The organism is Snodgrassella sp. W6238H11 (assembly GCF_016100525.1).
GTDB classification, from domain to species: Bacteria; Pseudomonadota; Gammaproteobacteria; order Burkholderiales; family Neisseriaceae; genus Snodgrassella; species Snodgrassella alvi.
Map to the genome: position 1 here is coordinate 45,052 of NZ_JACFSH010000003.1, position 25,249 is coordinate 70,300.

A 25,249-nucleotide genomic window follows, 5' to 3' on the forward strand; every position below is an offset into this window, starting at 1 on the left:
AGTCTGAGTTCTGCGGTGAATAACATCAGTAATCTGCAACGCGATGCGCTGCAATGGAATGGTAATGCTTATGATGCCAGCCATGGCTCCGGCGCTGCCCAGAAGATTACTAACGTGGCCAACGGTACACTTAGCAGTGGCTCTACCGATGCTGTTAACGGTGACCAGCTGTATAATCTGTCCACCTCACTGAGCAGCAATCTTTCCACTGTGACTGCCGGTAACAATACCGGACTCTCCACTACCAACAGTAATGTCTCTACTTTGTCTAGTAGTCTGAGTTCTGCGGTGAATAACATCAGTAATCTGCAACGCGATGCGCTGCAATGGAATGGTAATGCTTATGATGCCAGCCATGGTTCCGGCGCTGCCCAGAAGATTACTAACGTAGCCAACGGTACACTTAGCAGTGGCTCTACCGATGCCGTTAACGGTGACCAGCTGTATAATCTGTCCACCTCACTGAGCAGTAGTCTTTCCACTGCGACTGCCGGTAACAATACCGGGCTCTCTACTACCAACAGTAATGTCTCTACTTTGTCTAGTAGTCTGAGCTCGGCAGTGAATAACATCAGTAATCTGCAACGCGATGCGCTGCAATGGAATGGTAATGCTTATGATGCCAGCCATGGTTCCGGCGCTGCCCAGAAGATTACTAACGTAGCCAACGGTACACTTAGCAGTGGCTCTACCGATGCCGTTAACGGTGACCAGCTGTATAATCTGTCCACTTCACTGAGCAGCAGTCTCTCCACTGTGACTGCCGGTAACAATACCGGACTTTCTACTACCAACAGTAATGTCTCTACTTTGTCTAGTAGTCTGAGTTCTGCGGTGAATAACATCAGTAATCTGCAACGCGACGCACTGCAATGGAATGGTAATGCTTATGACGCCAGCCATGGTTCCGGCGCTGCCCAGAAGATTACCAACGTGGCTGCCGGTCAGCTGGCAGACGGTTCTACTGATGCAGTCAATGCCGGACAGTTATACAGTATTTCGTCTTCCATCATTAGCAGTGTATCAAGCTCAGTTGATCAGGTAGTTACTGAGAGCAGGACAACGATAGAAACGATGAACAAAGATATCAAAGCTGCTCAGGATGATATTAAAACTGCTCAGGATGATATTAAGACCTCAAAACGTTTGATTGACGAATTGCAGAAGAACTCAGTACATTTTGACGATGGTACAACAGCCTTCTCAAATCAGCTGACTCGTGACGCAAGCAACGAAAGAACCATTAGTGGAGTTGCAGACGGACGAGTAGACGCAACGTCTAATCAGGCAGTAAATGGTCGTCAGCTCTATTCGCTGTCCACTTCCACCTCAACCAGTCTGTCCAGTCTGCAGGATCAGCTTCACCTTGCTTCCGGCACCATACCGGCAGGAATATCCACAACATTGAGCTCATTACAGCTTAATGCCCTGCAATGGAACGGGTCAGCTTACGATGCCAGTCATGGCTCCGGCACTGCCCAGAAAATTACCAATGTTGCTTCTGGTGATACAGGCCAGAATTCAACAGAGGCAGTGAATGGCAGCCAGCTGTGGCAAATGAAAAATGAATGGAAACAGGATTTACAAAGTCTTTCCAGCTCAGTGGATAGCAAGCTGGCACAAAACAGTGGCGGCGGTAATGCTTCTGCGATCAATGAAGCAACTGAAAAAGCCAATCAGGCTATTTCTGATACCCAGAAACTGTCTGCTTCAACAGCTGATGCGCTGTCTGCAGTAGCAGCCAGCCTGGGCGGTAATGCCAGCTACAACCCGCTCACCAGAGCCGGCACAGGTGGTTTCACTGCACCAAGCTATACAACCAGCAATGCTGATGGTACTGCGGTAACAGCCAATAATGTAGGCGATGCCATTAACAATCTGTATAACGGCGGCAGCAAATATGCAAAAGTTAATTCCACTCAGGCTGTGGCTTCAGCAAGCGGAAGTGATGCTATTGCTGTAGGCGGTGCAGCAGCTGCCAGTGGTAAGGCTGCTGTAGCTATTGGTTCACAAGCAGCAGCCAGTGCAGAAAACGGCGTAGCTATTGGTAATCATGCCAGCGTTACTCAGAATGGCGGAATTGCGCTGGGTGCCAACTCTGTGGCCAATACGGCAGCAGGTATTAATGGCTACATTCCGGTTAGTGCCACAGCACAACAGGCAAGAGCCATTCAGGCAACCACCAGCACTCAGGCCGCTGTGTCTGTGGGTGACGCCGCCAATGGTGTTTACCGTCAGATTACAGGAGTCGCTGCCGGTACTGCCGACACTGATGCAGTCAATGTGGCACAGCTGAAAGGCGTTAATGCCCGCATGGAAAATATCAACCGCTACGTCAATGATGTTAACGACCGCGTACATCGTGTAGAACGGCGTGCCTATTCCGGCACTGCTCTGGCCATGGCACTGTCTGGTGCTTATCTGCCACAGTTAAATGCCGGTGAACAGACAGTAGGTGTAGGCATGGGTTCATATCATGGTTATGCTGCAGTTGGTATTAACTACAAAGCCACAAACAATACCGGTAAGTTCTCATGGGGTGCAGGTGTCTCCACTACCGGACGTGAAACCGGCTTTAATGCAGGTATAGGCTATAAGTGGTAATCATCAGATAAATAGCTTCAAAATCGGGCATACACTGGTATGCCCGATTTTTTTGCTGAAAATAACAAATAAAAGCACTGAAAAATTATATTATCCTGATACTGAAGACTGAATGATGAAATATCAGTTTTTTTAGTTATATCAATCCACTTCTAATACCAATAAAACAACACTTTAAAAAATAAAACTCTTAACCGTTTATAAGAAATAATGCAAATACACTAAATCGAAAAATATGCTGCGAGTTTCTGTATATTACCTGTTTGTATTATTCAATAGTCATCACAGCCTGTTCAGCGAATATGGCTACAGCTAAAGATATTCTGTCCTGTATACAATAATTAATTACACAATCGTCTGCTTAATCTCGCATTTATCATAAAAATATGCAAAATATATAATAGCCGGCAATACATGCCAAACAAGTAAAAACTGGCTTTTCAGTCATAAAACAGACTTAATAATCCGGATAAACAAACCAATTTTACCCGGAATGAAAATGCATATCAGATAACTCATACATATATATGAGTCAATAATTGACAGTTCCCTGCTTTAGCGGCAAGATAAAGACGTTACGTTCAATAGCGTAACCAGCTTTGACAGGCTGAACAAAGAGGCAGACTTTTTGCTACTTACCAAAAAAGTAGCGTTTGTCTGTAAAAACCCATTGCCACCGCTTTTTTCATGGTGGACAGTGGCAGGGAGGCTTTACGCCTACCGGTACTCTTTGTCCGTCTGTCAACCCTGCCATTTGTCTGCCGCCATCTGTGTTTAACAGCACACTTGCGGTCTCATGATTAAAGAGAAGGGCAATGATATGAACATCTACAAAGCAAATCTCCCCTTTCAGAAACCACAATCTAACCTGTTTGTCCAAAAACTACTGACAATCAGGTGTCGTCCTGATACACAGATATACTACATACTTCATACAATTACTCATTCAGCATAAAATACAAAGGGAGAATAAACAATGAAACTTCTTGCGCCTGACAAGAATGCGCTATCCACAGCATTGCACGACAACCTACAACTGCAATACCCCTTTGCACTTTATTATATACAACAAACTACATCACTCGGCAGCCAATGGCATAACGAACCAGAGGAAATTACCGAATATACAGCCTATATCCTGTCACCCTATATCATCAAAGCCGACTCAGACTGGCAGGATAGCGGGTTGCTGGTTTTCAAGCCCTGTAACAGCATCATCAGTGCCGAAACCCTGGTATTTTCATTCTGCAAACAGCATAACTGGGAACCCCTGCTCTGGCAAGGGATAGAACCCATAGCACAACAAATATGGCAGGCAGTACACAGAACCTAATCATTTTCTGCTTATAGTAATTTCACCATAGGCGACTATTTTCGATAACTGTTTATTCATACCACCAAACCAGCCCGAACAGTTTTCTACTTCAAACTAACACATACCAATTAAAGTACTATCCGGAATCTGTTCCGGCTGATCATTTCCATAACCAGCGCTATCACAACCACAAGCTTAATTTAACATTACTTAACTTATATATCAATAGTTTGCCTACACCATAACAGCAAATAATTTAGAAATTCCTCCATCAGTTTTCCGGTTGGTAACGACCAGATTAAGATTGATAACAGCTGAAACCATTTCCAGCCGGCGTTTTCAGCTTTTTTAATCTATATATTTATTAATAAAGGATATATTCAATTGTCAATTTAGATTTGTTATTTATAAGACACTTTTACGGACAACCTCAAAAAATTACTGTTATTTGCACCACAATAAATAACAATAAACACCAGTAAAAAACATAATTTAATTATTTTCTAACATTGGTAAAAGGAGTATATTGATAATCCTTATCAATTGATATGCAGTCATATCTGATTCAATTTGTCTCAATATGAATAAAATAGGGAAATTATAAAATGCTGTTACAAAAAATTGCTATCGCCAGTGCCGCTCTTGTATCAATGGCAGCCTTTGCTCAGGAATACCCCATGGGCAAACCTATTATTAAAAACGGAATGGAAATTTCCGGTGTATATCTGCCGCCTATTACTATGGACACTGATGGCATGGATCACAGTAATATGCATTTGCCGGCCAGCAAATCCGACGTGCACATGGAAGCCGATATTCATGCAACAGAAGGTAATCCTAACGGCTTTGCCGAAGGAGACTGGATTCCCAATCTGAATATAGAATACTCCATTACCAAACTGACTAAAGGCAAATTCGAACATTCAGGTAAATTCATGTCTATGGTTGCCAATGATGGTCCCCACTATGGTGACAACATCAAACTGAATGGTCTGGGCAAATATCGTGTTACCTACCGTATCTCCCCACCAACAGCCAACCAGATGGCTCGCCATATTGACAAAGAAACCGGCGTAGCTCCATGGTTCAAACCATTTGAAGTCAGCTGGGATTTTGATTATGCCGGTGTAGGCCGCAAAGGCAGCTATTAATCGCATTTAGCTGGCTGTGATCAGGGATTATTCTAGCTTCAACTGGCTGAATAATCCCTTATTACATTATTACTGCCACAACACCTTTCACTGTAAGAATATCTGTTATGAAAAAATTTCTTCTTATCTTATTGGGTTTATGCAGTCTTATGTTTTCATTTTCAGCCATTGCTGACGATAAAGTCACCCTGGAACTGAAAATGAAAGATGGTGATCTGATTCCCCTGACCCTCAATGCACCAGCCAACAAAATTATTCGCATTAAGGTTACCAATATTGGCAAAGGTCCCGTCGAGTTTGAAAGTACTCAGCTGGTCAAAGAAAAAGTACTCGCCCCGGGTGCTTCATCAGTAGTCGTCATCGCCCCGAAAAAACCCGGTACCTATATCTTTTTCGATGACTTCCATCTGAACAAGCCCAAAGGGCAGTTAATAGTAAAATAAAAGCAGGAAATACAATGGGACAAACAATTTTTGTCGTCTGGCGTGAATGTTTCGAAGCATTACTGGTTGTCGGCATTATTTATGCATGGATTAAACGTAATCCTGACAGTAGTCATGGTATGCGTTATTTGTTTGGCGGTGTCGGGCTTGGCGTACTGATTTCTGTCATACTGGCATTAATCATCAACGGCGTATTCAAAGCGCTTACCGATGATCATCAAACCATGTTTATGATGGGCATGTCTGCTGTTGCCTGCATACTGATTGTGCAGATGGTGTACTGGATGAACAAACACGCCCGAAATATGAAATCATCCTTGGAACAGGAAATGGCACAACAGGTAGCCCGCAATTCATGGTGGGGAGCTCTGTTTATTATAGCCATTGCCATTGCCCGTGAAGGCAGTGAAATTGTCGTATTTCTGTCCGGCCAGATTATGCAGCTGAACAGTCAGAATTACTCCGGTTTCTGTCTCGCCGTACTTATCGGCATAGCAGTATCTGCCCTGACATTTTATGCTTTTATTCTAACCAGCCGCTTCATCCAATGGAAAAAGTTTTTTACCATAACCGGTATTGTCCTGTTATTTCTGGCCATTTCATTATTGCTGAGAGCTGTTGAAGACGGTACCAATATGCTGCTGGAGCATGATGTATCAATTCCTGATTTCCTCATTAGCCCGGCATGGGATACATCACATTTTATTGACGATAGCGGTCTGATTGGCAGTTTTGCTTCCTCACTGTTTGCCTACCGCTCCCAGCCAATGTGGATTAGCGTCATTACTTTTGGTGTATTCTGGTTATTAATGGCTATATTGTTTTTAAGGAAAAAATCCAAATAAGGCAAAACCTGCTACATATCTGATTTACTTACTTTGGGCATGTGCCGGTTATTTCTTCAGCATATGATTTACCGGCACCATTCAATCATGATTTGAGTGTTTTTATACAGCCTTATCCTTCTCTAGCATTACTGATAACTAGCTCAGGCTGAAAATCATGCCCCAGCACTTAACACCCTTACCAACCATATCTATTACTTGCTGCAATATGGTGAATACGAACAAAAGATATATCACGTTTGTCCCCCTTCTGTCACAATAAAAAGTAATCGGTGCAATGCTTCATCAGTTGCTACCATTGCACTGAAAAACCCTGTATAAATTTCAATCGGAACAGGTCTTTAATCAATTAATTTTAAAATAAAACGAGATATAGAATGGAACAAACCTTTTTTATTGTCTGGCGTGAATGCTTTGTAACACTGATTGTTGTCGGCATTATTTACTCATGGATTAAGCATAATCCGGACAGCAAAAGCGGAATGCGCCATCTGTTTAGCGGCTTGATACTTGGTGTACTGTTCCTGGCAGCAATTATCGGTGGTGTGTTCAGATATATTCCCGATAAAAATCAAAAAATGCTTATGATGAGCATATTGCTATTGATTACTTTACTGACATTTTTAGTAGTGTTTTTGATGTTTGACTATATCCTGAGCATGGGATCAGCACAGGAACAGATAAAAGCTCAGCAGATGGCACGTTCATGGACAGCAGCCATGTTCATAGCAGCACTTACCATTGCCTGTGCAGGCAATGAAGTTATCTTATGGTTGTCCGGTCAGATCAGACAGCTGAATAATCCTGATTATACTAATTTATGCCTTGCGGTCATTCTCGGCATTGCAGTATCTGCCCTGACATTTTATCCATTTGTTGTAATCAGCCGCCGCATGCAGTTGAAAAAATACCTTATCATAACCAGTATTATAATGTTAGTTCTGAATTTCCCCCCATATGTCAAAGCAGGTGTATATCTGTCGGCACACAATGAACCCCTTCCTGATATTATGATGTGGCCGGCAGTGAAAATCTCACATTTTATTGACAATAGCTTTCTGTCCGACAGCTTTCCTGACTTAATTTCTGCCTATAATTCGCCGCCTGTATGGTTTAGCATCATTTCATTTATTAGTATTCTGCTATTAATCGCCATACAGCTCTTCTTAAGGAAAATTTTAAATGACACAGAATAAGTTCTGTACACTATTTATTATTTGCTCTTTACTGGTGCCTGCCATTGCTGTAGCACATGGTTTAAGGGCACCAATTATCAATGATTCTAATGCTGTAGTCGCAAAAGGGGATATTCCCACTCCGGAAAAATACCAGTCAGCAATTCGTAATTATCAGCAGGAAGTTGTACTGCAACTAAAAACCACTCAGCAATATCTTAATGCGATTGAGAATGCCTGCAAAAACGGACAGCTGCAACAGGCGCAACAAAATTATATCCGTGCCCATCAGAGTTACGAACAAATACGGGTTATCGTTAAACTGTTTGGTAATGCCGACCAGAATATTAATTCGCGCGCTGATTATTATCTGCAAGGTACCGATGATCCGAATTTCAGCGGTTTTCACCGTTTAGAATATGATTTATTTAAACTCAAAGACCTACAGCAAGCACAGGCAGAAAACAGCAATCTGCAATATGAAATTATTGATTTACAAAAACGTGTAGCTGCCGATGATCTGGATATTGCCAAAATAGTTCAGTCAGCATCCGACTTTCTGGAAATGATTCTGCAAACCAAACTTGCCGGCAAAGAAAATCAGTATAGCCACAGTGATCTGGCCGATATCCATGCCAATGTAACCGGTTCAGCACAAATCATCCAGCATCTGCAGAGCTTTATTCCGGCAGAGCAGCGTAAAACACTGAATCATGGTTACCAGCAGATTTTTGCCATTCTGCAGCATTATCAACTGCCCCAGAACCAATTCCAAAGTTTCAGCCGGCTCAGCCAGACAGATCACGATATCCTGTACTCCTTACTAAGTACGCAGACAGCACGGCTGGCCCAGCTTAGGGCGCAACTAAATATACGTGTTTATTATAAATATCCTCATTAAGGTTCAAGTTATGTCTAAAAACACTTTCAGACATCAGCCTGTCTCAACTGCTTCGCCTGAAGACAATCCGGCCAGCACTACGCGACGCAATAGCATGAAAATGCTGCTGGCCGGAGGGCTGGGTTTCGCCAGTCTTGGCGCCGTCAAAGCAGCCAATGCGGCCGGCAACTGTACTCATGATTACAATCAGGCCGTTGATTACTGGGGTAGCCATCAGGCCGGCGTAATCACCCCCGACACCAAAGAAGCTATCTTTGTTGTCTTCAACATTACTGTAAAAAACAAAAAAGAGCTGCAACAGTTATTCCAGCGGATTTCACAACGTATTGCCTATCTCACCAGACCACAAACACTCACAGCAGGAAAAAATGACCAGCTTCCTCCGGCAGAATCCGGGCTGCTTGGTCATAATCTGTCTCCCGACTCACTGACAATTACCCTGGCCGTGGGTGCCAGCCTGTTTGACCAGCGTTTTGGTCTGTCTCTGCTCAAACCCAAAAAACTGATTCCTATGCCCCGCTTTCCCAACGACCGGCTGGAAAAAGCATGGTGCGGCGGAGATTTATCAATCCAGTTCTGCGCCAACAGCCGCGAAAGTGTCATTTATGCCCTGCGCGATCTGATTAGTCATTGTAATCAGTATATGGTGCCGGTATGGAAAATGGACGGATTTCTGCCGGCCAGAGATATCGACAATCACACTACCGCTATTAATCTGTTTGGTTTTAAAGACGGTACCGGTAATGGCTCCATTAGCGATAGCAAACTGATGGATGAACTGGTATGGGTAACCAAGAATAACCAGGAACCGGCATGGTGTCTGGGCGGCAGTTATCAGGCAATCCGTCTGATTCGCTTCAATCTCGAATTCTGGGACAGAACCCCGCTCGAAGATCAGGAAAATGATTTTGGCCGTTACAAAACCAGCGGAGCACCCATTGGTATGCAGCATGAAATGGATGACCCGAAAATGAACAGTGACCCTCATGGCGACCGCATTCTGTTTGATTCACACATGCGCCGTGCAGAACCACGTATTCCTGAACGGCACGTAGCCAAACTGCGCCGGCGCAGTTTCAGTTACTCGCTGGGTGTATTACCCAATGGTCAACTTGATATGGGTCTGATTTTTGTTGCCTATCAGAACGACCTGAAAAAAGGTTTTATTGATACCCAGAATCGCCTGAATGGCGAACCGATGGAACGTTATATCAAACCATTCGGCGGCGGATTTTTCTTTGTTTTACCGGGAATGGCCAAAGAAAATGACTATCTGGGCAGACTGTTGCTTGAAGGATAAACTGTACCAAAACAGATGCTTATAAAGCCTAAAAAATAAAATACTGAAATAAAAGAGCACTACAGCATTAACTGTAGTGCTTTCATTTATCTGAATTATCACTAAATAAATCAGCAATTCCTCAGCCACATAATATTTTATCTACAATTTCACGACTATCTTTGGACAGCCCGTCATGTTTTTGAATCCGCTGTAACTGCTCAGCCATCAAGGCTTTGCGTTGCGGTTCCAGCCTGTCGTACAGATTAAATGCCTGTACCAGACGAGAAGCCACCTGCGGATTAAACCCGTCAATGTGCAATATATGCTCAGCAATAAAACGGTAACCACTGCCATCGGCTGCATGAAAGTGCTGAATATTACGGCTAAAGCTACCCAGTAAAGAACGTACCTTATTCGGATTTTCTAAGCTGAAAGCGTGGTTCTGTAATGCTGCCTGCACCTGTTGCAGAGTATCCGTACGCTGGCTGCTGCCTATCAGAGTGAAATACTTATCCATGACCAAATCATCATGAGCATGGCGCTGAGCAAACTGGTCTAATAACTCATTACGCTTTGTATCAGCCAAATGATTAATGGCCAGAAGCATTCCGAATTCATGCGTCATATTGGTAGCACGCTGCGGATACTCGGCAGCAATGCTTTGCAATAATTCTGCTCTGGCCTGTACGCCCCATTGCAGTAAAGTATTGCGCAGGCTGCGAATACCGGCCAGATCAGGATGGTATTCCTGCGGGGCAGCATGTTTACTGTTCTGCTCCTGCTCATCAGCCCACTGACGCCAGTGTGTCAGTGTATCCTCCATACTGCAAGCCAGATCCTGCAACAGTGCCTGACGTGCACGAACATACAGCTCGGGATTAATACTCTGAGCATCTTCCCACAATTCTGCTTCAGCCGGCACCTGCAACAATACTGCCTTATACGCCGGATCAATATCAGCATTCAGTGCCGCCGTAATGGCCTGAGCCAGCGCAGCATGATGTGGTACAGGCTGACCAGCTTCAAGCGCAGCCAGATTTACCGTAATGGCACGCCGGTACAGAGTTTGTGCTGCTTCCCAGCGGGCAAAAGAATCACTATCATGCGCCAGTAACAGCATTAAATCAGCATCACTATAGGGATACTCCAGTCTCACCGGAGCACTGAATTCGCGCAATAATGACGGTATGACTTCTTGTGTTACATCATTAAAGACAAAAGTCTGCTCAGCCTGATTAAATACCAGTACTGTTTCTTCAACCACAGAATCACTGTTATCCAGCCGGAACGAAACTGGTGAGCCATCTTTACCGATTAAACCGGCTTTTACCGGAATCACCATTGGCTGTTTTTCATTCATATCCGGTGTGGGCGGAATAGATTGCTGCAAATGCAGACTAAATGTACGTTTTTCCGCATCATATTCACCACGTGCTTTAACCTGCGGTGTACCGGCCTGACTGTACCACAACGCAAACTGTTCCAGATTAACACCATTGGCATCGGCCATAGCCGCACGAAAATCGTCACAGGTAACAGCCTGTCCGTCATGCCGCTGGAAATAAAGCTGCATTCCTTTCTGAAAACCGGCTTCACCGAGAAGAGTATGGTACATACGTACCACTTCGGCACCTTTTTCATACACAGTCAGTGTATAGAAATTATTCATTTCCTCGTATGAAGCCGGTCGTACCGGATGTGCCATCGGACCGGCATCTTCCGCAAACTGCATACTGCGCAATACCCTGACATTATGAATACGGCGTACAGCCCTGCTGGCCCGGTCGGCTGAAAATTCCTGATCACGAAAAACGGTCAGCCCCTCTTTCAGCGACAACTGAAACCAGTCCCGGCAAGTGACCCGGTTACCTGTCCAGTTGTGGAAATACTCATGCCCGATTACACCCTCTATCGCCTCAAAATCAGCATCTGTAGCTGTATCACTGCTGGCAAGCACATATTTGGTGTTGAAAATATTCAGGCCCTTATTTTCCATGGCGCCCATATTAAAATCACCAACAGCCACCACCATAAAAATATTTAAATCATATTCCAGATTAAAGCGCTCTTCATCCCACTGCATGGCATGCTTCAGCGACTCCAGAGCAAAACCTGCCTTAGCACGGTCTTCCGGACGGGTATAAAATTTCAGCGCCACTTCTTTACCGCTACAGGTAGTAAAACTGCCTTCGAGCACCGCCAGCTTGCCTGCCACCAGAGCAAACAGATAGCTTGGCTTGGCAAACGGGTCACGCCAGCATACCCAGTGACGGCCATTATCCAGCTCACCACTATCAATCAGATTACCGTTAGACAGCATAACCGGATACTGTTCTTTGTCACCAATAATAGTGGTGGTAAACTGGCTCATGACATCCGGACGGTCAAAGTAATAAGTAATTTTACGGAAGCCCTCCGGCTCATTCTGGGTATACAGATTATCACCGGATTCATATAAACCCATCAGCGTTTTATTTTGTGCCGGATACAGTCTGGTCGTGATTTCCAGTACAAACTGTCTGTCCGGTACAGTATGAATAATCAGCTTTTCATCTTCCACAGCATACTCATGCGGATATAAGGATTTACCATTTAAAACAATCTGCAATAGTTCCGCACTGCCATCAAGCACACAAGGTTTTTGCGTCTGCTTTGGTACAACAGTCATACGATTGATTACTGTGGTATAAGCTTCGTCCAGAGTAAAAGTCAGATTAATATCTACCACCGCAAAATCCGGTGCCTGATAATCTTTAAGATAATGAACCACTTTTTCTTCACTCATCATTAACACTCTTTATTCAAATCTGTTTTGGTTATTGTACGACTGCCATCAATACAATCAACCTCATCATGCCCTGTCCGGCAACATAATTATCTTTAAATACGGCCATGTTCGCCGTTCTCAATTCCTGCCGGCTATTAATAGCAGAATTGGCAATTATTATTCATATTTAACCTGATAACGACCACCGTTATCAGAACTATCATTTTTTTTCAGCATAGATAACAATAAAGAGGCAGCTGCTGATAATGCCATCCATATAGCAACAAAACAGATAACCGGAAAATAACTACCGCAATATACCCGCAGCAAACCACCAAGCCAGGCGGTTAATAAACCGCTAATCTGATGAATCAGAAAAAATGCACCAAAAATAAAGCCTTTATACCGATAACCGAAAATAGAACCGGCCAGACGGGATATAATAATGACGGTTCCCATATAAGTTATTCCGAAAAAAATCCCGAACAGCGGTACCATCATTGGTTCCGACCACAGAGCCAGTGCCATGAGCGTTATACAACGCACGATATACAGCAGACACAGCAATAAAGGCAGAGATACTTTTTTAGCCACCAGATAACCAATCAGTACACTGCCCACGGCTTCCGCCAGCCCCAGCAAACTCAGTGAAGTACCGGTAAACAGATTGGCGGTTTCATTCTGGCTTAATATTTCCTGTATTGTCGGAACATAATGTACATCAATAAAAATCATTGACGTACCGCAGCCGGAAAAAGCTAAGGCAGACAGCACAAACCGACGGTCCAGATACCAGTAACGAGGTAAAGGTGTGGTAATATTCGGGCTGACCGGCTTAGGCTTAGGCTTAGGCTTAGATGATATATTTGCTGACTGCACTGCTACTTTTTCAGGCACCCAGATACCTTCCATCCAGTTCAGCAATGCCGGAACAATAGCCAAACAGGCAAATACACCGGCCAAAATAGCACAAAGCATCGGCCATGAAATAAACCCGTCCAGATAAATCCACAGAGGAGACAATATCATCAGACCGGCAGCGATGCCGTTAGTGGCCAGCACATACGCAAACTGGCGCCGCTCAGGTATTACATATCTGTCAATCAGAATACTGACCGGTACAAAAGTCAGTGCAGCAACCGCATATGCAGCCAGCAGCAGAAACCCCAGCACAAAAGTCATGAAACTGTTACTAGAGGAAAATAGTAAAAAGGCACAGGCAGCAGCCAGCATTCCCGATAACAGAACATGACCAGCACCACAACGGTCACATAGCTTACCGACTAATGCTGAGTAAATACCTTGCGCAAGGCCAAAAAAACCACCAACCAGAGCCATTGTTTCAATACTCACAGCATAATGATCTACCAGACTGGTAAAATAAACCTGATAAACCCCTTTTATGGCTGTGCTGATAAACATCACAATAAAACCATAGCCCACCACTAATCCGGTCTGGATTGCGCGCATGGACAAGCTCTCCTTCCTTATTTATCTGTTATTATGTCTTTTTATACCGGTCTAAAACCGGTAACACCATCACCTTAATACAACAGCCTCTCATTCTCAACAACTATATTCAGATATTGCCGGCAACAACAATAAACTGTGATAAAGTATTACAAATTCGAACCGGTATGTACCGGTAAAAATGCTTATATCAATAAATGTATATAAACATAGTGATGAACCAGTCTGTGGTTAGCAGCATATATATTTATCATAATTAACTTTATATCAACGTATACACTTCTAAAAATAAAACCATGTTTTCTATTTTTGTTTTGTTTTCCAGTCTGTAAAGGATACACCATGAGCCGACCACCTGAGTTAAAACGCACACTGAAAAACCGACATTTACAATTGATTGCTATTGGTGGCGCAATCGGCACCGGTCTGTTTATGGGTTCAGGCCGTACGATCAGCCTGGCCGGACCATCTGTGTTGTTTACCTATGTCATCATCGGCGCATTTCTGTTTTTTGTGATGCGTGCCATGGGCGAACTACTGCTGCACAATCTGCATTACAAATCTTTTGTCGATTTCACTACCGATATCCTGAATCCGACTGTAGGTTATTATGTAGGCTGGTCATACTGGTTTTGCTGGGTAGTGATTGGTATGGCAGATATCGTAGCGATTACCGGCTATACTCAGTTCTGGTGGCCGGAAGTGCCATTATGGCTGCCTGGCATTATCTGTATTGCCATCCTGCTGGCGCTGAATCTGTTATCTGTCAAACTCTTCGGCGAACTGGAATTCTGGTTTGCCCTGATTAAAATTCTGGCGATTCTCGCGCTTATCGGCTGTGGCGGCTATTTATTACTAACCGGCTTTACCAGCCCCAGCGGCATTCAGGCTAAAATCAGCAACTTATGGTCTTACGGCGGTTGGATGCCTCATGGCTGGTCAGGTTTTTTTGCCGCATTTCAGATTGCTATCTTTGCTTTTGTCGGCATTGAGCTGGTTGGTACTGCTTCAGCCGAAACAGATGATCCAAATACCACCCTGCCGGCTGCCATTAATAAAATACCGGTACGTGTCATTATTTTCTACGTACTGGCACTAACCATTATTATGACGGTTACCCCGTGGAATATGGTCGCCCCCGACCGCAGCCCGTTTGTCAATATGTTTACCCTGATTGGCATCAGTGCTGCGGCCACTATTATTAATTTTGTTGTACTCACCTCTGCACTGTCTTCCGCCAACAGCGGTATGTATTCTACCGGCCGTATGCTGTACGGCCTGTCGAAAAACGGCGTTGGCCCGAAAGCTTTTGCACAACTGTCCGCCAGCGGGGTACCGCAAAACGGTCTGTTATATTCCTGTGCTCTGCTGCTGATTGGTGTTGGTCTGCTTTATGCGGAAGGCGACGTGATGAAAGTATTCACGATTGTCACCACCGTATCCAGTATTTGCTTTATTTTTGTATGGGCAGTCATTCTGATTGCCTATCTGCGCTATCGCCGGCTTTATCCTGAAGCGCATGCGCGCTCAGTTTACAAAATGCCTCTGGGTATACCCATGTGTTATGCCACTCTGATATTTTTCGTTTTTGTCCTATATCTGTTCAGTCAGGATAAAGATACGCTTACCGGTCTGGTCGCCACACCAGTGTGGTTTATTCTGCTGACCATGTTCCTGCCTTTATATCGTCAGCAACTGAAAAAACGCATTACCTATACCGATACAGACCATCCGAATCATTAGTATCCAAAAATCTGTCCTGATTAATTACTATATGCATCAATTAAACAGGACAGAATAATCAATAAAAGACCTAAAGCGTATATACGCTTTAGGTCTTTTATTGAATACTAATCTTAATCCGCTTGCTGCTCTTCAATTCGAAATGTTATTGGGAGAATTCTCCTTATTCGGCAACTGTTAAGCAATAACCACTAAGCCATTTCACACATGCTCAGTATTCAGTAACAAATGAAAACATAGTTAAGCATAGTGCCAGAAAGGCTGTCCGACCTGAGGTGTAGAAGCCTGTGCATTGTCTCGCGGTACTACCGGCTCCGCTTCATAAGCCATTCTTCCTGCATTAATAGCCAGTGCAAACGCTTCTGCCATCATCACCGGCAAGCCACTACGTGAAACCGCGGTATTCAGCAATACCCCGTCAAAACCCCACTCCATTACTTTTGCCGCATGCGAAGGTAAGCCTAGCCCCGCATCAACAAGCAGAGGAATATCCGGTAAGCGTTCACGCAGGACATGCAAGGCATATTCATGCACTGGTCCCAGACCGGTACCAATCGGTGCAGCCCATGGCATCAGTGCCTGACAACCGGCATCCAGCAAGCGACGGCAGGCAATCAAATCTTCAGTACAATATGGAAGTACCTTGAAACCCTCTTTGATCAGGATTTCGGCTGCACGCACCAGCTGAAATACATCCGGCTGCAAGGTATCATCATCACCAATCAGTTCAAGCTTAATCCAGTCTGTCTCAAATACCTCGCGAGCCATCTGCGCAGTTGTTACCGCCTCATCTACACTCAGACAACCGGCAGTATTAGGAAGAATCGGTACAGCCAGCTCCTGCAACAATCCCCATAAACCCTGCCCATGCTCTGCCGAAGTTGCGCTCTGCCGGCGTAAAGCAACCGTAATCATAGCCGGCTGCGCTTTCCTTACTGCCGTACGCAGTACTTCGAGTGTGGGATAAGCAGCAGTGCCTAACAACAAACGACTATTAAACTCTTCATCATAAAGTTGTAAAGCCATATTCACTTCCCCCGTTAACATAAAAAATAAAAATCTTCTAACTACAAGCTATAAAGGCAAACTGCACAAAGTATTTATACTTTATAACAAAAACAATAACTTTTCACTTATTTTCACTTAAAACGACATTTGTTATTATTACCCAGTGCATATACATCTAATTATCATAATTAATATTTTTATTTTAAATATCAAAGCACCGCACACATAGCTTTTATCATGATAGGAAACAAAAACCCTGTGTAATAAATGTCATGGTAAATATCAGTCCTAATAAATGAAAACGTTTGCAGCTTCTCTTTCTGCCGGCATGGTTACGACAATTCAATTTATCCTAGCCATCAAGCAAAAAATTTCAGAAATATCTAAGAAAACAAATAAATTCTTAATTACTACAACCATCCGGAAAACAGCAAACACAGCCATTCATATCAATTTACCATAACAATACAATTCTGAAATTATTGACAATAATTTTCCTAGTCTATACTATAATTAACAAATAGTAAGGTCACTAACTAATTTATAGAAATAACCGTATGCAACTTGAAAACCGTTATTTATCCTTTTGTAACGTTCTGGAAAAAGAAAAAATTGCAGATCTGGATAAAATTAAGACATGCTTTACTCTATTATCAGTTGCAAACACTATTGATATTGAATGCGCCAAACGTCTGCAGCAATTTCATTTATCTGAAAGCAGGCTGATTATTTTAGTATTGTTAAAAGAATATCCTGAGCTGTCATTACAAGAAATTGCTAAATTATTAGGCATAACCAAAGCATCAACAACAACACTAATCAGCTCATTAGTTAATGAAAAACTGATTTCAAAAAGAACTGCCAGTCAGGATAAAAGAATTTCCCTCGTCTCATTAACTGATACCGGCACTAAACTGGTTAAAGAAATTCTGCATCAGCACAGCCAGTGGATAGAAAAAATAACCCAAAATTTATCTGCTGAAGAATTAACGATATTTAAAAAAATTCTGCAACAAATTCATCAAAACGTTTCACAACAGGAAAGTCATAATGAAAATAATTGAAGAACTAAAATCAATACAGCAAGATATGTTTACCCAGTTACCTGCAGAAGTATTGAATGTAATGGGAAATTCATTATCAGAAATGCTTACGCAGAATTTAGATTGCCATGCCATAAAAAGCGGAGATACCGCACCAGATTTTTCTCTGGTAGCGCCAAATAATCAAAAAATCGAACTCTATAAATTACTGGAGACAAAATCAGTCATTCTCAGTTTTTTCCGGGGCAGCTGGTGTCCGTTTTGTGTTAAAGAATTAGAACACTTTAACCAAAATCTGAAATTAATCCTCGATACTCAAGACGTTCACTTTATCGCTATTTCTCCGCAAAAACCTGATATCAGCGCTCAATTAATACAGGAACACAATATTAATCTGACTATTTTATCGGATACGGGTAATCAGATAGCCAAACAGTACGGTCTGGTATTTACCTTACCTGAGAATGTCAGAAATTTATACAAAAACTTAGGTGCAAATCTGCCTGATTTTAATGGCGATGACAGTTATCAGCTGCCCATACCAGCCACTTATATTATCGACCAAAATAAAAAAGTTATCTTTTCCTATATCAATGTCAATTACATGGAAAGAGCTGACACTTCGGAACTAATCAAAGCACTGAAAAAAGATTAAGCCTGCCATCATCATGATTTCATCCATCACAAAGCACCAAAGCCAGCAGGCTGAAGTGCTTAACATAATGCCCGTGCATGTCTGTATCATCAGGAATAGCGGCTAAATAATATTTTCCCGATTGTTACAGATATACACGGGCATCGTATCCTGTCTTAAGCATATAAGCCGGTACATCATGCATAAATCAGATGAGTTTTACTGAAACTCCGGATCCGGTTTTTCGGTTAGGCGGTTACGCAGATCGCGGCGGAAGATTTCAATTGTCCACATCCATAATAGCGTACCAACAAGTTCAGAAAACAATTCATCAAACGGCAGATTCCATGGTGCCGGAGATAAATTCAGCACCGGCAGCATAATACCGTGAAACAGAATGGTTACACCAATACCAAAAGCCAGACCCTGCCATAATTTAACTTTAGGAAAAATTTCAGCAGCCATACAGTAAATAATAGCCCATACAATTGAAAACAGAATATGTATGGTACTACCACCCCAGTTCACTAACTGATCTGAATAGATGTAAACCATGCTGTGAATATCAATACCCATATCCTGAATCATCTGAATGGGCGGTGCTATACGATCCGGGGTTCGTGGCGGCATTATTCCTTCCGTACCTGATTTCACAAATGCAGAAACCAGACCGCCCATAATACCGGCAAAAAAGGCTACACCGTAATTGCGACTGGATGGTTGTGTGCGAGTAAACAGATTAGACATAATTATTTCCTCTTAATGTAATAATGATTACTGTTTTTTTCTATTAATTAACCCAAAATTGGGGTCGCAAGTGTAAATGCATATTTAATGCTAAATCAAGTAAATTTACCCTCCGAATATCTCTCCAGCAGAGCATAAATAACTGTTTAAAAATCTGAATGGCTGTTTAATCAGCAATATACTGATTTTGTATACCGGAAAATCCAAATACCTCTCATCGAATTTTCACTGCTCAAATCACCAATTCATTTACAGATAAACAAAGTAAATTATTCTTCCCGGCAGATATATACTGGCTGTTGCCAGATAAGCAAAAACCCTGTATCAAACAGGGTTTTCAAAATAAAACTTAACTACCAGCGGGTACTACCCGCCCACTACCGGTCTGACAATATCCACTTTATCCTGCGGCTGCAACTGATAAACAGAATATTGTTTTTTAGATATAAAACAAGTATTTACAGAAACAGCAAATGGTGATTCCGGCATCAGCTGCTCCAATAGATCAGCCACAGTATTACCATTAAAATCAATTACATCATCATTAACACTAATATCCATTAATCTGTTTCTCCATTGTCATTTTCCGGTAAAACATCAATATGATAGCGTGCCGGCGCATCCGGAATGGATTGCTGCTGCATTAAGGCCTGTAATACCCGTACTGTCGCAATACTTACTGCCGGCGAAATCATAAAACCGTGCCGGAACAGACCATTTACAGCCACTACATGATTTTGCTTATCATAACGTATTTCCGGGCTCTCGTGATTAAGTGTCGGGCGCAGTTCGGCCATACTTTCCAGTATCCTTGCCTCACCGAATGCCGAATGAACAGTATGCAAAGCAGACATCAACTCCAGACCGCTGCGCACACTCAGATTACTGTCATCTTCACTTTCAATCTGTGTAGCACCGATAACAAACAACTTATTCTGTTTGGGTGCAATATAAATAGGATAGCGCGGATGCAATATCCGTACCGGACGATTAAGCTCAATATCAGGCGCATAAACCCGCAGCACTTCTCCCCGTACCCCGCGCAGACGGCTATGACCATGGCTATTCCAGTTACTTTTGCCGCCATAGCCGCGGCAATCCAGCGTCCAGTGAGCCAGACCGGCACATTCAGCCAGATCACTGCTCTGCTCCCAGTGACAGCTAACCTGCTTTTGCTCGAGCACATCGGCCAGAGCCAGTAATGTCTGGCGATTATCCAGCTGCCCCTCGGTCGGTAAAAACAATCCCTGCTTAAAACGACCGGCCAGCTGTGGTTCATGCTCACTGATTGCCTGTTTATCCCACATCTGCCAGACGCTGTTATCCTGATGGGCACGCTGCAAGTGATTAGTAAATTGCTTTGCTAAGGCACGATCCTGCGGATGCCATACAATCAATGAACCATTTTGCTGCATAAATACCGGTGTCGGAAACGAATCCACCCACTGGCGCCAGACGGGCAGACTGGTATAACCCAGTTGTACCACAAGCGGCGTTGCTTCTACTGCCTCGGCTGTAGGTGCCAGCATAGCTGCCGCTGCAAAAGCAGCAGCACCTTCACCATTACGTTTACCGGCATTAAATAATATTACTTTACAACCCTGCTCTGCCAATAACCAGGCAGTCAGACGTCCCAATAAACCGCCTCCCAGCACTGCAACATCATATTGTTTCATCGTGCACCCATTTTTGTTGACTAGAATCTGTATTCAATTTCAGTCTGCATCCGGTACCATCAGCACCTCATCCAGATAAAATATTACACGGTTTTCATTTAACCGTTCCTTGAATAAAACTATCTTAGCAGGTATAACTTCATATTAATCGTCACAAGTATGCATCATCATGGCCAAGGTTTTTCCGTTACACCCGAAACATCCCGAACGAATCTGCTGGGGTTGTGATAAATATTGTCGTGCTGATGATTTGCAATGTGGTAATGGTTGCATCCGTATTCCGCATCCCTGCGAAGATTTCGGCGAGCAATGGTATCTGGACGGAGACTGGTCTGGCTTGCTTTCAGAAGCACAGCGCGCACAGATTGCCGCCGCCGGTAAACCCTCTTTACCGGAAGAGAAACCACATAAACCCCATATCAAACTGGCGTTAAAAAAATAAGCTGTCCCTAATGTAACAGCAAATACATTTCCCTGTCAGAACCTATGTCGCAAAAAAACAATTTCTTTAATCCAGCTCATAATTTGATACACACAAGCATATGGTGCACATCATGCTAAGTTAATTCAGCATGAACCGGACTGACCATCAAACTAAATTTATGATTAAAAATCATATTGATATACTTGCAAACCAGATACAAGATTGAAAACATACCGGAAAAATTACCACGCTATCCATATTACAGAAAATAGTGGCTGTGCAATACAAAATAAAATGATTCTGAATGACGATATTACAGTATAAAAACTGTATTCTGGTAAAATTCCAAACCTGTATATATTATATTTATTTAAAATAGTAGATTCTTTCAGCTAAACCAATACCTGAAACAATATTGCAAATAGTGACCAGCAGCAGGCAGCAACCAAGCCGGCATGTGCGCACAGAAATGATTCTTAGTTCAAAATAACAGCAGATAAAAATAAAACGCCTGCAAATGTCTGCAGGCGAGTATTTAATACCGTAATATTTCCTCTATCTTCAAATTATGCCTCTGTATTCTTGGCTTTTTTCAGATCATCGTCTGTGTAATAGACTGTAATTTATGAATTCAATTTTGACAATAGTTTGTAAATATATAGCACCAAAAGACAACAATCTACCTTTTTATAACTAAAATTAGAAATAATATTTCTCAAAAGAATAGATTTATTAAAAGTTATTACCAAAAATGAAAAACAGACAAATGATATTACTATCATCTGCCTGCTATATAACAAAATTACAATGCCTGCGGGTTTGTAATATCCCGCTTAGTTCATCTGTACTGCCTGAATTGCCGTCAGTGCAATGGTATACACAATATCTTCAATCAGGGCACCACGTGACAAATCATTTACCGGTTTATTCAGACCCTGCAACATCGGACCAACACTCAGCACATGTGCACTGCGCTGTACTGCTTTGTAAGTAGTGTTACCCGTATTCAGATCAGGGAATACAAATACAGTTGCCTGACCGGCTACTTTGCTGTCCGGTGCTTTCTGTTTGCCCACACTTGGTACGCTGGCAGCATCATATTGTAAAGGTCCGTCAATATGTAAATCAGGACGTTTTTGCTGTGCCAGTTTGGTCGCTGCGGTAACAGTTTCAACATCAGAACCACTGCCGGATGAGCCAGTAGAATATGAAATCATTGCTACTTTGGGTTCAATACCGAATGCTTTAGCAGAATCGGCAGACTGAATAGCAATATCAGCCAGCTGTTCGGCTGTAGGATTCGGATTAACAGCACAGTCACCATATACCAGAACCTGATCCGGCATCAGCATAAAGAATACACTGGATACCAGACTGGCCCCCGGCGCAGTTTTAATCAGCTGCAAAGCCGGACGAATAGTATTGGCCGTTGTATGTACGGCACCGGATACCAGACCGTCTACATCACCGGTAGCCAGCATCATTGTGCCCAGAACTACCGTATCCTGTAACTGTTCAGCAGCCTGTTCCGGTGTCAGACCCTTGCTCTTTCTCAGTTCTACCATTGGAGCAATATAACGTTCACGGATACTGTCAGGATCAATAATTTCCAGAGATGCAGGCAAAGTGATGCCTTTAGACTGAGCCACTGCTTCCACTTCTGCTTTTTTGGCCAGCAGCACACAACGGGCGATACCTTTATTTTCACAAATTGCAGCCGCAGCAATAGTACGCGGTTCATTGCCTTCAGGCAGAACAATGCGTTTATTCGCCGCACGGGCACGTGCCATCATCTGATAGCGAAACGCTGCCGGTGCCAGATGTGTTGCTACAGGTTTCGCCAGTTCGCTACCCAGCACGTCTGCATTTAATTGTGCCGCTACCGCTTTAGCAGCTTCCTGTGCCTGTGCAACCTGTACATCTGCCGGTACAGTAACCAGACCGATACATTCCAGCTGCTTACCATGTTTAGCCAGTTCAGCCTGAACATCCGCCGCAAAACCGGCAGACGGTACATTCTGTGCATCAGCAGTTAAAATAAATCCACTGATTTCAGTATGTCCATGTGCATAATCATGCAAAGTCAGTTGTAATTGCGCAGCCACCTCCGTTGCTGTCTGACCGGCCACTGCTGCTACCAGAATTACCCGGGCATTCAGTGCAGCCGCAATTTTCACATTCTGTGCCGGCAGATATGTACGACCTGCTTCAGGTATTGCACCTTCAATAACAACCACATCGTGTTTAATTTCGTCCATCTCGTGGAAAGCAGCAACAAATTCTTCTACTACATCATCTGCCTGTCCCTGATATACACGTTCATCCAGACTGCTTAGAGATTGCGGTACCGGTAATTTCTGATTCAATACAGCCTGTACAAGTTCAGATGTATTATCCTTAGCCACATCTTCAGCAATTGGTTTAAAGTACAAAGGCACGTGACCTTTTTGTACAAATACCTGCGCCACGCCCAAACCTACAGCAGTTATATTTGTCTGAGTTCCTGTCGGCACCAGCAAAAATTGTGACATAAACATCCCTTTCATTTAAATTACACTAGCAGCAAATACTGCACTTATCTTATCGTTAACGATTATAATTTACTTCGCTGCGCTATATTATAAGTTACATCAACTTTTGCATGAAAAAACATAAGCCGGCCGGATATCACAGCCTGTTACCAATTTTTAAGCAATGAGCAGCATAATCATTACCAGCATAGTACCGTTAATTTCTATTATTAAAATGTCATATTAAACATTAGCTTAAACTAAAGAGAATCATCCATATCTGTAAAATGGATTTTCAGCTAATAAAAATTTATTAATAACACTGCATAAATGCCTATTGTTGCTATCGCTGAGTTCCTTCGCTGATATTTATTTTATATCGCTGATTTCGTATTTCTGTACTTTCTGTTTTTTGTGTACGCTTTTGATAGGTTCTATCCATGCATCATTTATGTACATCACTTTCAGAGCATGATTATGACAAACTATTAATCATTTATTTCTGATTTAACTTTTAGCAGGATACTCATGATGAAAAAACTCTCCTTATATACCATTGTTTTTGCTTGTCTTGCTTTATGTACTTTATATTTATACGGAAGGAGTAATATGGTCAGTTCAACAACCGGAGCAACTGCATCTAAAACATCAGCAGATAATACTGCCGGATTAACCACCGTAGCAGCTTCTTTTGATGCGCCCACAGGCATTGCTTTTGATAGCTCAGATGCCATGTATGTTACCAACTGGTCTGGCAATTCAATCACTAAAATAACCGCCAACGGTGAGCGTAAAACTATTTATTCCAATATTTCTTCTCCTGCCGGTATTGTAATTGATGCAGAGGATAATATTTACGTATCATCATACAGTGATGACTATATTCTCAAAATAACTGCTGACGGCAAAGCTGAAAAAATTTCTGATGGCTACCATACCCCGACAGGTATTGCTTTTTCCAATTCGGGAAAATTACTGATTACCAACCGTTCCACCGGAGAAATTGTGGCTCTTGATTTAAATAACGGTCGCAAAGAAATTATTGCACGCGGCCTATCCACACCCGTTGGAGTAACACAGTTACCCGATAACAGTCTGGTAGTTTCCCAGTATAGCGGCCGCCTGACCTTAATCAGCCCGGATGGTCAGCAAACAGAGCTGGGTAAAGATTTCACCCGGCCGGGAGTAGGTATTGTCACCGTTTCGCCGAATATGGTTGCCGTGATTGATAATGGCGCTGATATGGTTCGCACAGTTGATATTAAAACCCGCACAGTACGTAAATTAGTTACCTCTTTACCGGGGGCAGTAGCGTTGGCTTTACATCATAATCGCTACTACATAGGTACATGGCAGGATGGTACTGTTTATGCTTTTAATCCTAAATAGTTCAAACCAGACATTAGTTTCAATAACTGTTCAAACCAGTTTCTAAAACAAAACCTGAATGGCTTTATTAGCCATTCAGGTTTTGTTCTTACATAAGTATCTTTTAATCATCAGATACCGAT

22 protein-coding genes are annotated in these 25,249 nt (G+C 42.8%); 15 read left to right on the forward strand and 7 right to left on the reverse strand.

The window, feature by feature from the left end:
- The 9 genes from H3V00_RS06600 to efeB form a co-directional block, all read left to right on the forward strand.
- Positions 1–2,604 (forward strand): YadA family autotransporter adhesin (locus H3V00_RS06600; protein ID WP_198231796.1); only part of this gene is annotated, 2,604 nt, incomplete at its 5' end.
- A gap of 653 nt (positions 2,605–3,257) precedes the next feature.
- The gene (locus H3V00_RS06605) at positions 3,258–3,404 is read left to right on the forward strand and encodes a hypothetical protein (RefSeq protein ID WP_198207230.1); all 147 of its coding nucleotides are present in this window, start codon (positions 3,258–3,260) and stop codon (positions 3,402–3,404) included.
- Positions 3,405–3,580: 176 nt separating this feature from the next.
- Complete coding sequence (locus H3V00_RS06610) at positions 3,581–3,937, forward strand: hypothetical protein (RefSeq protein ID WP_025331585.1); 357 nt, start codon at positions 3,581–3,583, stop codon at positions 3,935–3,937.
- A 587-nt stretch (positions 3,938–4,524) separates the two neighbouring features.
- Positions 4,525–5,070 carry an iron transporter gene (locus H3V00_RS06615; RefSeq protein WP_025331586.1) on the forward strand — a complete coding sequence of 182 codons (546 nt, stop codon included), beginning with the start codon at positions 4,525–4,527 and terminating at the stop codon, positions 5,068–5,070.
- A 107-nt stretch (positions 5,071–5,177) separates the two neighbouring features.
- Complete coding sequence (locus H3V00_RS06620; protein ID WP_025331587.1) at positions 5,178–5,513, forward strand: cupredoxin domain-containing protein; 336 nt, start codon at positions 5,178–5,180, stop codon at positions 5,511–5,513.
- Positions 5,514–5,527: 14 nt separating this feature from the next.
- Positions 5,528–6,358 carry an FTR1 family protein gene (locus H3V00_RS06625; protein ID WP_084551402.1) on the forward strand — a complete coding sequence of 277 codons (831 nt, stop codon included), beginning with the start codon at positions 5,528–5,530 and terminating at the stop codon, positions 6,356–6,358.
- A 377-nt stretch (positions 6,359–6,735) separates the two neighbouring features.
- Complete coding sequence (locus tag H3V00_RS06630) at positions 6,736–7,554, forward strand: FTR1 family protein (RefSeq protein ID WP_198207232.1); 819 nt, start codon at positions 6,736–6,738, stop codon at positions 7,552–7,554.
- Positions 7,541–8,434: an EfeM/EfeO family lipoprotein gene (locus tag H3V00_RS06635; protein WP_198207234.1), complete on the forward strand. Its 894-nt coding sequence runs from the start codon at positions 7,541–7,543 to the stop codon at positions 8,432–8,434. The genes H3V00_RS06630 and H3V00_RS06635 overlap by 14 nt, the downstream gene beginning before the upstream one ends.
- 10 nt (positions 8,435–8,444) lie before the next feature.
- The gene (efeB, locus tag H3V00_RS06640) at positions 8,445–9,734 is read left to right on the forward strand and encodes an iron uptake transporter deferrochelatase/peroxidase subunit (RefSeq protein WP_198207236.1); all 1,290 of its coding nucleotides are present in this window, start codon (positions 8,445–8,447) and stop codon (positions 9,732–9,734) included.
- Positions 9,735–9,855: 121 nt separating this feature from the next.
- Here efeB and pepN read toward each other — a convergent pair whose 3' ends face one another.
- Positions 9,856–12,501, reverse strand: a complete 2,646-nt coding sequence (gene pepN / locus H3V00_RS06645; protein ID WP_198207484.1) for an aminopeptidase N — start codon at positions 12,499–12,501, stop codon at positions 9,856–9,858.
- Positions 12,502–12,660: 159 nt separating this feature from the next.
- On the reverse strand, positions 12,661–13,953 hold the full coding sequence (locus H3V00_RS06650; protein ID WP_198207238.1) for an MFS transporter: 1,293 nt from the start codon (positions 13,951–13,953) through the stop codon (positions 12,661–12,663).
- 342 nt (positions 13,954–14,295) lie between these two features.
- On the opposite strand from H3V00_RS06650, the gene H3V00_RS06655 reads away from it, so the two are divergent.
- Positions 14,296–15,696, forward strand: a complete 1,401-nt coding sequence (locus tag H3V00_RS06655) for an amino acid permease (protein WP_198207240.1) — start codon at positions 14,296–14,298, stop codon at positions 15,694–15,696.
- Positions 15,697–15,936: 240 nt separating this feature from the next.
- On the opposite strand, the gene H3V00_RS06660 is transcribed toward H3V00_RS06655, so the two are convergent.
- Positions 15,937–16,722 carry a thiazole synthase gene (locus tag H3V00_RS06660; RefSeq protein ID WP_084587422.1) on the reverse strand — a complete coding sequence of 262 codons (786 nt, stop codon included), beginning with the start codon at positions 16,720–16,722 and terminating at the stop codon, positions 15,937–15,939.
- Between the two features lie 277 nt (positions 16,723–16,999).
- Between H3V00_RS06660 and H3V00_RS06665 the strand changes: the two genes are divergently transcribed.
- The 3 genes from H3V00_RS06665 (at position 17,000) to H3V00_RS06675 (ending at position 18,402) form a co-directional block, all read left to right on the forward strand.
- The gene (locus tag H3V00_RS06665; RefSeq protein WP_157785011.1) at positions 17,000–17,167 is read left to right on the forward strand and encodes a hypothetical protein; all 168 of its coding nucleotides are present in this window, start codon (positions 17,000–17,002) and stop codon (positions 17,165–17,167) included.
- Between the two features lie 94 nt (positions 17,168–17,261).
- Positions 17,262–17,768, forward strand: a complete 507-nt coding sequence (locus H3V00_RS06670) for a MarR family winged helix-turn-helix transcriptional regulator (RefSeq protein WP_025331596.1) — start codon at positions 17,262–17,264, stop codon at positions 17,766–17,768.
- Positions 17,755–18,402, forward strand: a complete 648-nt coding sequence (locus H3V00_RS06675; protein ID WP_096765851.1) for a peroxiredoxin — start codon at positions 17,755–17,757, stop codon at positions 18,400–18,402. Before H3V00_RS06670 ends, H3V00_RS06675 begins: the two co-directional genes overlap by 14 nt.
- A gap of 198 nt (positions 18,403–18,600) precedes the next feature.
- Here H3V00_RS06675 and H3V00_RS06680 read toward each other — a convergent pair whose 3' ends face one another.
- From H3V00_RS06680 to H3V00_RS06690, 3 genes are all read right to left on the reverse strand, one after another.
- On the reverse strand, positions 18,601–19,128 hold the full coding sequence (locus tag H3V00_RS06680) for a DUF1440 domain-containing protein (RefSeq protein ID WP_038649059.1): 528 nt from the start codon (positions 19,126–19,128) through the stop codon (positions 18,601–18,603).
- A gap of 366 nt (positions 19,129–19,494) precedes the next feature.
- Entirely contained in the window at positions 19,495–19,689 is a 195-nt protein-coding gene (gene thiS, locus H3V00_RS06685) for a sulfur carrier protein ThiS (protein WP_025331599.1), read from the reverse strand.
- On the reverse strand, positions 19,689–20,804 hold the full coding sequence (locus H3V00_RS06690) for an FAD-dependent oxidoreductase (protein WP_100126293.1): 1,116 nt from the start codon (positions 20,802–20,804) through the stop codon (positions 19,689–19,691). The genes thiS and H3V00_RS06690 overlap by 1 nt, the downstream gene beginning before the upstream one ends.
- A gap of 169 nt (positions 20,805–20,973) precedes the next feature.
- On the opposite strand from H3V00_RS06690, the gene H3V00_RS06695 reads away from it, so the two are divergent.
- On the forward strand, positions 20,974–21,246 hold the full coding sequence (locus H3V00_RS06695) for a DUF3079 domain-containing protein (protein WP_025331601.1): 273 nt from the start codon (positions 20,974–20,976) through the stop codon (positions 21,244–21,246).
- 815 nt (positions 21,247–22,061) lie between these two features.
- Here H3V00_RS06695 and pta read toward each other — a convergent pair.
- A complete protein-coding gene (gene pta / locus H3V00_RS06700) occupies positions 22,062–23,759 on the reverse strand; it encodes a phosphate acetyltransferase (protein WP_198207242.1) in 1,698 nt (565 codons plus the stop codon).
- 507 nt (positions 23,760–24,266) lie between these two features.
- On the opposite strand from pta, the gene H3V00_RS06705 reads away from it, so the two are divergent.
- Entirely contained in the window at positions 24,267–25,127 is an 861-nt protein-coding gene (locus H3V00_RS06705; protein WP_144236356.1) for a serine/threonine protein kinase, read from the forward strand.
- Positions 25,128–25,249 lie beyond the last annotated feature (122 nt).